This is a genomic window from Ornithinimicrobium cavernae (assembly GCF_003121625.1).
GTDB lineage: Bacteria > Actinomycetota > Actinomycetes > Actinomycetales > Dermatophilaceae > Ornithinicoccus > Ornithinicoccus cavernae.
The window spans coordinates 14880-26473 of record NZ_QDDJ01000001.1 but is presented as its reverse complement, the minus strand read 5'-3'; the positions used below and the strand labels follow the sequence as shown (position 1 = coordinate 26473).

General features: G+C 72.1%; 9 protein-coding genes. 6 read left to right on the top strand and 3 right to left on the bottom strand.

The features are described from left to right. Positions 1-102 precede the first annotated feature (102 nt). A complete protein-coding gene (locus tag DA085_RS00120) occupies positions 103-513 on the bottom strand; it encodes a DoxX family protein (RefSeq protein ID WP_109470911.1) in 411 nt (136 codons plus the stop codon). 186 nt (positions 514-699) lie between these two features. Further along, entirely contained in the window at positions 700-1818 is a 1119-nt protein-coding gene (locus tag DA085_RS00115; protein WP_109470910.1) for a glycerophosphodiester phosphodiesterase, read from the bottom strand. Between the two features lie 126 nt (positions 1819-1944). On the opposite strand from DA085_RS00115, the gene DA085_RS00110 reads away from it, so the two are divergent. Continuing rightward, positions 1945-2862 (top strand): aminoglycoside phosphotransferase family protein, encoded by a 918-nt coding sequence (locus DA085_RS00110; RefSeq protein ID WP_202619050.1) that lies wholly within the window; start codon positions 1945-1947, stop codon positions 2860-2862. 130 nt (positions 2863-2992) lie between these two features. Continuing rightward, positions 2993-5773, top strand: a complete 2781-nt coding sequence (gene topA / locus DA085_RS00105) for a type I DNA topoisomerase (RefSeq protein WP_237565226.1) — start codon at positions 2993-2995, stop codon at positions 5771-5773. 294 nt (positions 5774-6067) lie between these two features. Here topA and DA085_RS00100 read toward each other — a convergent pair whose 3' ends face one another. After that, on the bottom strand, positions 6068-7294 hold the full coding sequence (locus DA085_RS00100) for a trans-sulfuration enzyme family protein (protein WP_109470908.1): 1227 nt from the start codon (positions 7292-7294) through the stop codon (positions 6068-6070). A 179-nt stretch (positions 7295-7473) separates the two neighbouring features. Here DA085_RS00100 and DA085_RS00095 point away from each other — a divergent pair, with 179 nt between their 5' ends. From DA085_RS00095 to DA085_RS00080, 4 genes are read left to right on the top strand one after another with little or no spacing between them, the layout of a single operon-like run. Continuing rightward, positions 7474-7971, top strand: a complete 498-nt coding sequence (locus DA085_RS00095) for an Lrp/AsnC family transcriptional regulator (RefSeq protein ID WP_237565225.1) — start codon at positions 7474-7476, stop codon at positions 7969-7971. A gap of 53 nt (positions 7972-8024) precedes the next feature. Further along, a complete protein-coding gene (gene tmk / locus DA085_RS00090) occupies positions 8025-8732 on the top strand; it encodes a dTMP kinase (RefSeq protein WP_109470907.1) in 708 nt (235 codons plus the stop codon). 16 nt (positions 8733-8748) lie between these two features. Then, complete coding sequence (locus DA085_RS00085; protein ID WP_109470906.1) at positions 8749-9912, top strand: DNA polymerase III subunit delta'; 1164 nt, start codon at positions 8749-8751, stop codon at positions 9910-9912. Between the two features lie 38 nt (positions 9913-9950). After that, the gene (locus tag DA085_RS00080; protein ID WP_109470905.1) at positions 9951-11570 is read left to right on the top strand and encodes an alpha/beta hydrolase; all 1620 of its coding nucleotides are present in this window, start codon (positions 9951-9953) and stop codon (positions 11568-11570) included. Positions 11571-11594 lie beyond the last annotated feature (24 nt).

The following is an 11594-nucleotide window of genomic DNA, read 5'->3' as shown; positions in this document are numbered from 1 at the left end:
GGACCCACCCGCTGATGCGCACACCGTCCCGCGGACGCAGACGACCGCGGCACCGGCCCAGGCTCGGGTCGGTGCCGCGGTCGGCAGGGGCGGGGGTGCGGATCAGACGGTGAACAGCGGCTCGGTGACGGTGAGCCCGAGCTCGGGGACCAGCACGAACAGCGCGAACAGGGCGAGCGCGCCGCCGACCAGCGAGACGGTCTTGTTGAACTGGACCTGCTCGTTCATCCGGGCCTCGCCCTCCTCGGCCCAGTACCGGTGCATCAGGAACGGGATCGGGGCGATGGCCACCATCAGCAGGAGCGAGCCCAGGTCGCCCCAGATGCCGAAGAGCACGGACACGGCGCCGACGATCATCAGCACGCCGGAGGCGATCACGCTCAGCCTGGGCGCCGGCACCTTCTTGTAGGCGGCGTAGCCCGCCATGGCCTCGGTGGCCTTCAGGTGGCCGATGCCCGAGGCGAGGAAGATCGCGACAAACAGGATGCGGGCGATGAGAACGACGACGTCCATGGGACGGAACCTCCGGGGTAGTTGAAGAATTAACTAAACCTCATCAGCGCGTCCCGTGGTGACAATCTTCCCTCGCCCGGTGTGACGCTCACCACAACAGAACGGGCCGCGCTCCGCGGTCGGTGAGACCGTGGGGCGCGGCCCGGACGTCAGGCGTGCGTCAGCGAGTTCTGGACTGCCTCCGGCTCAGCGGTTCTGGACCGCCTCCACCCCCAGGTCGGGGTGGTCGGTGAACAGCTGGTCCATGCCGGCGTCGAGGAACACCCGGGCCTCGCCCACCATGTCGCCCAGCTCGGCCGGGTCGTCCGAGGACCGGAACTCGGTCGGGAGGAAGGCGTTCTCCGCACGGAAGGTCCAGCCGACCACGGTCAGGTGCGCGCGGTGGGCGTCCTTGATCACGGAGGTGGGCTCACCGAGGGTGCCGTCGGGGTTGCGGGGGATCATGACGTCCTTGCAGAAGCTGGCCTGGTCGGCATACTGCCCGACGTCCTTGAGCCCCTGGCGGGTGACCATGTCGGCATAGGTCAGGCCGGTCCCGGCCGCCACCTGGTCGTAGGGCGCGCCCGAGCAGTTGACCAGCTGGGCGAGCCGGACGTCGGTCATCGTGTCGAGCTCCTGCAGGTTGCCCACCTCGAAGCTCTGGATCACGGCCGGGGAACGGTGGGTGTCGTAGCCGTACTCGTGCAGCAGCTCGACCACCTGCTCCTCCATCGACAGGTCGATGCCGTCGAAGTAGGTGCCGTGCTTGAGCTCGGGGGCGACGCCGACCGGGTCACCGTCGCAGGTGGTCGACGTGGATGCCAGCTGCAGGACCTCCTCGAACGTCGGCACGTCCCAGAGGCCGTCGTATGCCGTGTTGCCGGGTCGGACCTCCGGCAGCCGCTCCACGGCGCGGAGGGTCTTGAGCTCGGCGAGGGTGAAGTCCTCGGTGAACCACCCGGACAGCGGCTGCCCGTCGATCACCTTGGTCGTGTAGCGGTCGGCGAACTCCGGGTGCTCGGCGACATCGGTCGTGCCGCTGATCTCGTTCTCGTGACGGTCGACCAGGACCCCGTCGAGGGTCATGACGAGGTCGGGCTCGATGTAGCCGGCGCACTGCTCGATGGCCAGCTCGTAGGCGCCAATCGTGTGCTCGGGACGGTAGCCGGAGGCGCCGCGGTGCGCGATGACCTCCGTGGCGCGGTAGCCCTTGCCGTTGTTGCCCTGGTGCGGCGGTGGATCGGCCGGGTCGGCCTGGGCGACCGCTGCCAGGGCGAGCGGTGCGGCGAGGGAGAGCGTGGCGATGGCGGTGAGTGCGATGCGCATGAGTGCGAACGTAGCGACGCCGCGTGACGAGCGCTACCGCATCGGCAGAGCATCTCGTGAACAGCGGGAGAGTCACGGTCGGCCGGCAGGCAAGGAAACGGCAAGGAGTGTGGCTACCGTGTCGGGGTGACCCCCAGCACCGGACCCGCGGCCGAGGTGGAGATCGACCTGCAGCTGGTGCGGCGGCTCCTGGCCGACCAGCACCCCGACCTGGCCGACCGCCCGCTCAGCCCTCTGGGGGAGGGCTGGGACAACGTGCTGTTCCGGCTCGGGCAGCACTTCCTGGTGCGCCTGCCGAGACGGCAGCTGGCCGCCGAGCTCGTCGCCAACGAGCACCGGTGGCTCCCGGAGATCGCCCGCCTGGTCGACCTGCGCGTGCCGGTGCCGGTCCGGCACGGCCGGCCCACGGCATACTTCCCCTGGTCCTGGTCGGTCAGCCGGTGGGTGGAGGGTCGCCCGGCCGCCCACAGTCCCGTTGCCGCCCGTGGCCGGTGGGCCGGCCGGTTGGCCCAGTTCGCCGCCCAGCTGCACCAGCCCGCCCCCGAGGAGGCTCCGCGCAGCCCGTTCCGGGGCGTGCCGCTGGCGGTCCGTGACCAGATCACCCGGGAACGCCTCGCCGCAGCTGGGCACCTGCGGACCGACGAGCTGCTGGCCCAGTGGGACCGAGCGCTCGCCGCCCCGACCTATGACGGACCGCCCCGCTGGGTCCACGGCGACCCGCACCCGCTGAACATCGTGGTGCACCGCGGCGTCCTCGCCGCCGTGATCGACTTCGGCGACCTGACGCGCGGTGACCCGGCCTCCGACCTGGCCACGGCGTGGCAGACGTTCGACTGGGAGGGGCGGGCCGGCTTCGTCGTGCGCTACTCCCAGCTCGCCGGGCGGGACGAGGCCCTGTGGCAGCGCGCCCGCGGGTGGGCCGTGCTGTATGCCGCCAACTCCCTGGCCCTGTCGGCCGGCAGCCCCGAGTTCACCGCCATCGCCGAGCACACCATCCGCCAGGTGCTGGACGCCCCGGACGCGCTCGCCGGCAAGGGCGGGTAGCCGGGCCGCCGCTGTGGAACCTGTGTGCTCCTCGGGAGGCGCATGGGTTACCGTGACGCCGTCCCCTCGACGTCGACGTCGCGACGAATCCGCGGCACGTGCGGGGGCAGACGTTCTGAGAGGTCATCCCGTGAGTCACAAGTTGGTCATCGTCGAGTCGCCCGCCAAGGCGAAGAAGATCGGCGAGTTCCTCGGATCCGAGTTCCAGGTCGACGCCAGCGTCGGCCACATCCGCGACCTGCCCAACCCCAGCGAGCTTCCGGCCGAGATGAAGAAGGGCCCCTACGGCAAGTTCGCCGTCAATGTCGAGGACGACTTCGAGCCCTACTACGTCGTCGACGCGGACAAGAAGAAGAAGGTCGCCGAGCTCAAACGGGCCCTCAAGGGCGCCGACGAGCTCTACCTGGCCACTGATGAGGACCGCGAGGGCGAGGCCATCGCGTGGCACCTGCTCGAGGTGCTGCAGCCCAAGGTCCCGGTCAAGCGGATGGTGTTCCACGAGATCACCAAGGAGGCGATCCAGCGCGCCGTCAACGACACCCGGGACCTGGACACCGACCTGGTCGACGCCCAGGAGACCCGGCGCGTGCTGGACCGGCTCTACGGCTACGAGGTCAGCCCGGTGCTCTGGCGCAAGGTCCGCCAGGGTCTCTCGGCGGGGCGGGTGCAGTCCGTGGCGACCCGCATGGTCGTGGAGCGGGAGCGGGAGCGGATGGCGTTCCGGGCCGCGTCCTACTGGGACGTGGAGGGGCAGTTCGCCCCCGAGACCAACAGCGGCCAGTCCTTCCTGGCACGGCTCACCGGGGTCGACGGCAGCCGCGTCGCCACCGGCCGCGACTTCGACGACCGGGGCCAGCTGAAGACCGCGGGCCTGGCCCACCTGGACGCCGAGCGCGCGACCAGCATCGCCGCGGGCACCCGCGAGGCCGACGTCGTCGTCCGCGAGGTCAGCGAGAAGCCCTACACCCGCCGCCCGTCGGCGCCGTTCACCACCTCGACGCTGCAGCAGGAGGCCAGCCGCAAGCTCCGGCTCAACGCGCAGTCGACGATGCGGACCGCCCAGCGGCTCTACGAGAACGGCTACATCACCTACATGCGCACCGACTCGACCACGCTGTCGGAGTCGGCGATCAGCGCCGCCCGGGCCCAGGCCCGCGACCTCTACGGTGCCGAGTTCGTCCCGGACGCCCCGCGGCGCTACGGCAAGAAGAGCAAGAACGCGCAGGAGGCCCACGAGGCGATCCGTCCCGCCGGTGACGCCTTCCGCACCCCCGCCCAGGTGGCGGGCGAGCTGCGCGGACAGGAGTACGCCCTCTACGAGCTCATCTGGAAGCGGACGGTCGCCTCGCAGATGGCCGACGCCAAGGGCTCCACCGCGTCGGTGAAGCTGCTGGCGACCCTCCCCGCCGGGCACGCCGCCCAGCAGGCGGAGTTCAGCGCCTCCGGCACGGTGATCACCTTCCGCGGCTTCCTCGCCGCCTACGAGGAGGGTCGCGACGAGGACCGCCACGGCCGCCCCACCGAGGAGCAGGAGCGCAGGCTGCCGCGACTCAGCGAGGGCGTGGCCCTCGACGTCATCGACACCGACGCGCAGGGGCACCAGACCTCCCCGCCGGCCCGCTACACCGAGGCCACGCTCGTCAAGGCGCTGGAGGAGAAGGGCATCGGCCGCCCCTCGACGTATGCCGCGACGGTCGGCACCATCCAGGACCGCGGCTATGTCCGCACCCGGGGGACGGCCCTGATCCCGACGTGGCTCGCCTTCGCGGTCACGCGTCTGCTCGAGGAGCACTTCGCCCGCCTGGTCGACTACGACTTCACCGCCTCCATGGAGGAGGACCTGGACCGGATCGCCCTGGGCGACGAGCACCGTGTCGCCTGGCTGAAGCGGTTCTACTTCGGTGACCAGGCCGCCAGCGCGGAGGGTCTGCGCGACCTGGTCCAGGACCTGGGTGAGATCGACGCCCGCGGCGTCTCGACGATCGAGATCGGTGACGGGATCGTCGTCCGTGTCGGGCGCTACGGCCCCTATGTCGAGGACACCGCCTCCGGTGAGGAGAAGCCGCGTCGGGCGACCATCGGCGACGACATCGCGCCCGACGAGATGACCCCGGAGAAGGGCCGGGAGCTGCTGGAGGCGGCCGCCGACGACGGGCGGGTCCTCGGGCAGGACCCGGTGACCGGTCGCGACATCATCGCCCGGGCCGGCCGCTACGGGCCCTACGTCACCGAGGTGCTTCCGGAGGACCCGGAGCCCGGCGCCACGCCGTCGGGTGCCGCGGCTCCTGACGGCGACGGGTCGCCGGCGCCGGCCAAGCCCGCCAAGCGGGCCACCAAGAAGGTCGCCCGTGCCAGGCCGCGGACCGCCAGCCTGTTCAAGGACATGGACCTGGCCACGATCGACCTGGAGACCGCGCTCCAGCTGCTGAGCCTGCCGCGCGTGGTCGGGGCCGACCCGGAGAGCGGTGAGGAGATCACCGCCCAGAACGGTCGCTACGGTCCCTACCTGAAGAAGGGCACCGACTCGCGCTCCCTGGCGACCGAGAGCCAGCTGTTCGACATCACGCTGGAGGAGGCGCTGGCGATCTATGCCCAGCCCAAGCAGCGGGGCCGCGCGGCGGCCGCACCACCGCTGAAGGAGCTCGGCAACGACCCCGTCAGCGGCAAGCCGGTGGTGGTGAAGGAGGGGCGCTTCGGCCCCTACGTCACCGACGGCGAGACCAATGCGACCCTCCGCAAGGACGACGACCCCGAGACGGTGACCCCCGAGCGCGGCTTCGAGCTGCTCGCGGAGAAGCGCGCCAAGGGGCCGACGACCCGCAAGCGGGCCGCCAAGAAGACGACCACCCGCAAGTCGGCGGCCAAGAAGACCACGGCGAAGAAGACCGCCGCCAAGAAGTCCACGGGCTGAGGACCTCCCGGCGACGGGGGGGCAGGGGAGTCCCTCAACGCCCAGGCCCTGAGCCCCATTGGGGTCCGGGCACCACACGGACTGGCAGTTCGTCGCCGCACCTGCGGACGGCATCGCGCTGACCTGGGGTGTGGGCGCCGCCCCGTGTGGGGCTCGGGCGAACTGCCAGTCCGTGTGGCGGCCTGAACGGGCCTCGGGCCGGGTCCCCGGTCGTCTCCTGGTTCACCGGCCCGCAGGAGTCCTGGTTCACCGGCCCGCAGGAGTCATGGTTCACCGGCCTGCTGGCGCCGCGCCTCAGCGCTGGTGGACGGGCTCTCGCTCGCAGTCGCGGACGACCGGCACCGGCCGTCCACTGTGCCGCTCGCTCGCCAGGTCCAGTGCCCGGCGCAGGTCCGCGACGATGTCGCCCGGGTCCTCCAGGCCCACGGACAGCCGCAGCACGGACGCAGCGGGACGGGCCTCGGGCGTGACCGGCCGGTGGGTGAGCGACGCGGGGTGCTGGATGAGGCTGTCGACCCCGCCCAGCGAGACCGCGTGCGTGATCAGGCGGCACGACTGCGCGACCGTGGCGGCCACGTCGAACGAGGCCACCTCGAAGGCGAGCACCGCACCGCAGCCGCTCATCTGCCGGCCGACCAGCCCCTTGGGGTCACACCCCTGGATGCTGGGGTGGAAGACCCGGACGACGCCGTCCTGGCGGGCGAGCCAGTGCGCCACGACCTGCGCGTTGTCCTGCTGGGCGCGCACCCGGGTCGGCAGGGTCTGCAGGCCACGGTGCACCTGGTAGGCCGCCATCGGGTGCAGCAGCCCTCCGGTGAGGGCGCGCACGCCGCGGATCCGGGCCGCCCACCGGGCGTCGGTCGCCACGAGCCCGGCCATGACGTCGCCGTGCCCGCCGAGGAACTTGGTGGCCGAGTGCAGGACGATCGTGGCGCCGTGCTCGACGGGACGCTGCAGGACCGGGGTGGCGAAGGTGTTGTCCACGACGACCGGGATGCTGCCGGCCTGCCGGCTGACGGCCGCCAGGTCGAGCAGGTCGAGCGTCGGGTTGGCCGGGGTCTCCACGACCACCAGGCCCGTGTCGGGCTCGAGCGCCGCGGCGATGCCGTCGGGGTCGGCCCACGTGACCCGGGTGCCGAGCAGCCCGGTGGCCAGGACGTGGTCGGAGCCGCCGTAGAGCGGGCGGACGGCGACGACGTGCGGCTTGCCGGCGGACACCGTGGCGAGCAGGATCGCGGACAGCGCGGCCATGCCGGAGCCGAACGCGACGGCCTGCTCGGTGCCCTCCAGCCGGGCCAGCGCCTCCTCGAGGCGGGCGACGGTCGGGTTCCACAGCCGCTGGTAGACCAGGCTGTCACCCGCGGAGGGAGTGCCTCCGGTGGCCAGGTTCTCGTAGGACGCGCCCCCGCTGTCCACCTCACCGACCGGATACGTGGTGGACAGGTCGATGGGCGGCACGTGGACGCCCAGGGCGGTCAGGTCCTCGCGTGCGGCGTGCACGGCCTCGGTGTCGAACGACATGGCGCTGTTCCCTCTCCTTCCGGCGTGCCTCGTTGCCCGCCGACGGTTGGTGCGGATCACGGCCCGCTCGGCACCATTCTGTGTGATCTGCGGCTGCGACGCCAGCATGCCTCATATCCTGCGTCGTCACGGAGCACGTACTGTTGTTTCTTCCGGTCGGACCCGTCTAGTCTGGTGCCATGGCGAAGATGGTTCACCCCGAGGTCGTCCCCCCGCTCGACCGGATCGACCAGCGACTGGTGGCGCTCCTGGAGAAGGACGGCCGGATGCCCAACGCGACCCTGGCCCGCGAGGTCGGTGTCGCGGAGTCGACCTGCCTGGTGCGGGTGCGCCAGCTGCGCGAGCGGGGCGTGATCCGCGGCATCCACGCGGACATCGACCCGAGCATGGTGGGGCGCCCGGTGCAGGCGATGATCGCGGTCCGCTTCGGAGGTCACCGCCGCACGCACTTCGAGGACTTCCGCGAGCAGGTGCCCAAGCTGCCTGGGGTGCTGGGTGCCTTCCACGTGAGCGGGGCGACCGACTACTTCGTGCACGTGGCCTGTGAGTCGGCCGACGCGCTGCGGGACTTCGTGCTGGACCACCTGACCAACCGTCCCGGGGTGCTGCACGCCGAGACCGCGCTGATCTTCGACACGCTGAAGGGCGAGGGGACGCTCAGCGGCCTGGACGAGTGAGGAGCCTGTGGGTGGCGCGTCCGACTGTCAGGCGGGTCACCTAGGCTCTCGGTGTGCCGCTCACCCCGCCCTCCCCGACGCCGCAGCACCCTGGTGTCTTCGTCGCCTTCGAGGGGGGCGACGGAGCCGGCAAGTCGACCCAGTCCCGCCTGCTCGGCACGGCGCTCGAGGCGCTCGGCCGCGAGGTGGTGCTCACGCGCGAGCCCGGTGGCACCGCGCTCGGTGGCGCGATCCGGCAGGTCCTGCTGCACGGTGACCACGTTGCGCCACGCGCCGAGGCGCTGCTGTTCGCCGCCGACCGGGCCCACCACGTCGCCACTCTCATCCGGCCCGCCCTCGAGCGGGGCGCGGTCGTCCTGACGGACCGTTACATGGACTCCTCGATCGCCTACCAGGGGGTGGCCCGGGCCCTGAGCCATGACGATGTCCGCGACCTGTCCCTCTGGGCCACCGAGGGGCTCCTGCCCGACCTGACCGTGCTGCTCGACGTCAGCGCCGCGGAGGGGCGGGCACGCCGGGCCGGTGTCCACGACCGGCTGGAGCGCGAGGCCGACACCTTTCACGACGCGGTCCGGCAGGGCTACCTGCAGCTGGCTGCGCGGGAGCCGTCCCGCTACCTGGTCCTGGACGGCGCCGAGGACCCGGCCCGGCTGCATACGGCCGTATGCCGTGAGCTGGCCGCCCGCCGGCCTGACCTGAGTGCTCTGGTCCGGGTGGCGCCGGACCCGCAGTCCACCCCGGTCTCAGGGGATCCGCAGTGACGGCGGGGCGGGCGCAGTGAGCGTCTTCGACGAGCTGGTGGGCCAGGCGCCGCTGTCCGAGCAGCTCGTGCACGCCGCGAGCACGCCGGCCGCGATGACCCACGCGTGGCTGTTCACCGGCCCGCCCGGGTCGGGTCGCTCCAAGGCGGCGCGTGCCTTCGCCGCGGCCCTGCAGTGCGAGGGGTCCGGGGCCCCGGGGTGCGGTGAGTGCCAGGCCTGCCGGACCGTCCTGGCCGGCAGCCACGCCGACCTCATCGTCGAGGCCACCTCCGAGACCTTCATCCGCGTGGGGCGTGCGCGCGAGCTCGCGCTCGCCGCGGGATCCCGGCCGACCGTGGGCCGCTGGCGCGTGCTGATCATCGAGGACGCTGACCGGCTCAACGACCAGGCGGCCGACGCGCTGCTGAAGTCCCTGGAGGAGCCGCCACCGCGCACCGTGTGGATGCTGTGCGCTCCCTCGCTGGAGGACATCCTGGTCACGATCCGCTCGCGCTGTCGCCACATGCGGCTGCGGACGCCCCCGGTCGGCGACGTCGCGGAGCTGCTCCAGAGACGGGACGGGATCGATGCCGCGATGGCCCACTACGCCGCGCGCGCAGCCCAGTCCCACGTCGGCATCGCCCGCCGGCTCGCCCGCGACGAGACGGCCCGGTCCCGACGCCACCGGGTGACCTCGATCCCGCTCAGCCTGACCGGCCTCAGCGCCGCGCTCGCCGCCGCCGAGGAGCTGCACGCCTCCGCGGTCGAGGGGTCGGCCGGCGCCTCCGGTGAGGAGGCCGACGAGGCCCGGGCCGCGCTCCTGCGCCAGCTGGGGGCGGACCCGTCCGCGCGGACCCAGCCGCCCGCCATACGGACGCACCTCAAGGAGTTCGACGAGCGTCAGAAGCGGCTGGCCCGCCGCCAGCAGCACGACACGATCGACGCCGCGCTCACCGACCTGACCTCCGTCTACCGGGACGCGCTGGTGCTCGGCACCGGAGCCGGCATCGAGGCGATCAACGCCACCGAGATGGAGGCCCTGCGCGAGCTGGCGCGCGCCTTCACGGCGGTGCAGCTGCTCCAGGCGCTCGACACGATCGGTCTCGCGCGGCAACGTCTCATCGCCAACGGTTCGCCGTTGCTGGTGCTGGAGGCGATGATGGTCGGGCTGATCCTGCCGCGGGCGGGGCAGGACCGGTGACCCGGGCCCGGGACACCATGAGGGAGAGGGAACCCAGGATGCACGAGACGAGCGGTGCGGGAGTGCGACGGCGGCTGGGCCGGGTCGCTGCGGGCGGGGCCGTGCTGGCGCTGCTCGCGAGCGGGTGCACCGGGGCCCCCGACACCGAGGTGGTCGACGGCGCGCCCCGGACGACCGGAGGCGCCACTACCGAGGGTCCGGAGGCGACCGGGGAGGGCGGCACCGGCACCGGTGGCGACGGGGGCACGAGCAGCGGCAGTGTCGCTGTGCCGGAGGGGCTCGAGGAGTTCTACGGGCAGGACCTGGCCTGGGAGAGCTGTGACGGCGGCGAGTGCGCGACGCTCACCGTCCCGATCGACTATGAGCAGCCGGACGGGGAGACCATCGAGCTGTCGCTGCTGCGCGTGCCCGCGGGGGACAGTCGCAAGGGATCGCTGGTGGTCAACCCCGGCGGCCCAGGGGGCTCGGGCGTGGACTACGCCACGCAGGCCGGGATGGTGATCTCTGACGAGGTCCGTGAACAGTTCGACATCGTCGGGTTCGACCCCCGCGGCGTGGCCCGCTCTGCCCCCATCGAGTGCTTCGACGACGCGCAGATGGACGACTACCTCGGTGCTGACCCCACCCCGGACGACGCGGCCGAGGAGGAGGCCTCCGCCGAGCTGCTGCAGAGCTTCGCCTCCGCCTGCGAGGCCAAGGCCGGCGAGCTCCTCGGTCACGTGTCGACGGTCGAGGTCGCCCGTGACATGGACGTGCTGCGCGCGGCACTGGGGGAGGACCAGCTCGACTACCTGGGGGCGTCCTACGGCACGTTCATCGGCGCCACCTACGCCGAGCTCTTCCCTGCCAACGTCGGTCACTTCGTGCTCGACGGCGCCGTGGACCCGACCATGAGCAGCCTCGACATGGGGCTGGGGCAGGCCGCAGGCTTCGAGCAGGCCACCCGCGAGTACGTCCAGAGCTGTGTCGACGAGGGGGACTGCCCCCTCGGTGACGACGTCGACTCCGGGATGGCTGGCATCACCGCCTTCCTCGACGAGCTCGACGCCAACCCCATCCCGCTCGAGGGCGACGCCGCCGGCGCGCTGACGGAGGGCTGGGGCGTCCTCGGCATCATCGTGGCGATGTATGACGAGACGGCCTGGCCGATCCTGACGCAGGCCCTGCGGGCGGCGCAGGACGGCGACGCGACCATGCTGATGTTCCTGGCCAACATCTACGCCGGCCGGTCAGCGGACGGCACCTACGACGGCAACAGCATGCAGGCCATCACGGCCGTGAACTGCCTGGACCGGGCGGCCGAGCCGTCCCTGGACAAGGAGCAGGTGCTGGCCGAGTTCGAGGAGGTCGCGCCGACCTTCGGCAGGTACCTCGCCGGGGAGGGCGCCTGCGCCTACTGGCCGGTCGAGGCCCAGACGGTCCTGGAGGAGTACGACGGCGAGGGTGCGGCGCCGATCGTGGTCATCGGCACCACCCGTGACCCGGCCACGCCCTACGAGTGGGCCGTGTCCCTCGCGGAGCAGCTGTCCTCGGGTGTGCTGATCACCTACGACGGTGACGGCCACACCGCCTACGGTCGCTCCAACGACTGCGTCGACGGCGCCGTGGACGCCTACCTTACCGAGGGCACCGTGCCGGAGGACGGCCTGTCCTGCTGATTCGCTCCGCGGTCGGCCGATCGG

Excerpts from the sequence above, each read along its gene's own strand:
- DA085_RS00100 (WP_109470908.1), bottom strand. The coding sequence starts at position 7,294 with ATGTCGTTCGACACCGAGGCCGTGCACGCCGCACGCGAGGACCTGACC.
- DA085_RS00115 (WP_109470910.1), bottom strand. The coding sequence starts at position 1,818 with ATGCGCATCGCACTCACCGCCATCGCCACGCTCTCCCTCGCCGCACCG.
- DA085_RS00080 (WP_109470905.1), top strand. The coding sequence starts at position 9,951 with ATGCACGAGACGAGCGGTGCGGGAGTGCGACGGCGGCTGGGCCGGGTC.
- DA085_RS00120 (WP_109470911.1), bottom strand. The coding sequence starts at position 513 with ATGGACGTCGTCGTTCTCATCGCCCGCATCCTGTTTGTCGCGATCTTC.
- DA085_RS00095 (WP_237565225.1), top strand. The coding sequence starts at position 7,474 with ATGGCGAAGATGGTTCACCCCGAGGTCGTCCCCCCGCTCGACCGGATC.